We start from the raw sequence: 1125 nt of genomic DNA, 5'->3' as shown, positions 1-1125 counted from the left end.
CCTCGGTCAGGACGCCCGCGGCCCACTCGGTCGTGAACGGGTCCCCGCGCAGATAGTGGGCGAAGGATGTCTGCGCGGTGTTCGTGAACCGCACCGACGGCAGGTGCCCGCCGGCCTGCTTGGCGGTCCGGATCTCCACCGTTCGCTTCATCCGTGTCAACCGCAGCTGCAGCGGCTCGCCCTCGTCGTCGGTCAAGCCGTGCCGCGCCGCCCAGGTTCAGCTTGCGGGCCAGCTCGGCGTCGAACGGCCCCACGTGCCCGCCGGTCGCGGCGTGCAGGACCGCGCCCCGGCCGTTGCCGGCCCAGATCGAGCACAACGAGCCCGTCCCCGAAAACTCCCTGCTGCGGGCCATCAACCGGTGCAGCAGCAGGTAGAACGAGCCGGCCGAGCCCAGGTGCCGGGCCGGGTCCGCGGCCACGCTCCAGTGCACCTGGGAGAAGGTGTTGGTCTTGCCCCGGCGGCGCTTGACCAGGGTCAGCGCCACCGCCGCACCTTCGAGGACCTCGTGCTCGGCGGGCAGGTCCTTCAACGTCTCGGGGTTCCTCCCGGTCAGCCCGGCTGCGTAGACCATCAGCGGGGCCAGGTCGTCGTCCACGACGAACAGCCGGCGGGCCTGCTCGTACATCGCCCCCGGGTACTGGCCGACGGCCAGGCCGCGGTAGTCGACCTGCGGTCGCCCGCACTCGGCCATCGCCTCCGACCGCGCCGCCAGCTCCCGCTCCGCCGTGCCGAGCGCGCCCCGGTCGGCGCGGTAGCGCGCGAGCAGGTCCTCCCCGGCCGCCAGGCGGTCGCGGATCGCGGCCACGTCCCGGCGCGCGGCCGACATCACGGCCTGGAACTCACGGTCGGAGTAGCCCGGCAGGGAGCGGGCCTGCGCATCCACGCCATGCCGGCGCTGGGCCATGTACGCGCTCAGGTCGGCCCCGAGCCTGCTCGGGTCGGGCAGGGCCCGCAACAGCAGGAGCAGGTCCTGCACCTGCTTGGCCGCAGTCCCCGGCGAGCACGACTCCAGGCGCTTCATCCGGTACCGCTCCACGTGCCGCGCCGTCAGCTCCTCCACACTCCGAGGTAGGTGCGCGAGCCCGGCCAGCACGGCGAAGAACCGGCGGATCGACTGCCACTGC

The 1125-nt window shown here is 73.4% G+C and carries 1 protein-coding gene; it reads right to left on the bottom strand.

All coding sequences use genetic code 11. From position 1 onward, the window contains the following. The coding region (locus H5J33_RS36100; protein ID WP_181798882.1) for a hypothetical protein at positions 1 to 1125 on the bottom strand (1125 nt) is incomplete at both ends.

The organism is Streptomyces sp. WELS2 (assembly GCF_013870595.1).
Lineage (GTDB): Bacteria > Actinomycetota > Actinomycetes > Streptomycetales > Streptomycetaceae > Streptomyces.
Note: the sequence above shows the minus strand (reverse complement) of the source record. Positions and strands in the feature narration are given on the sequence as shown.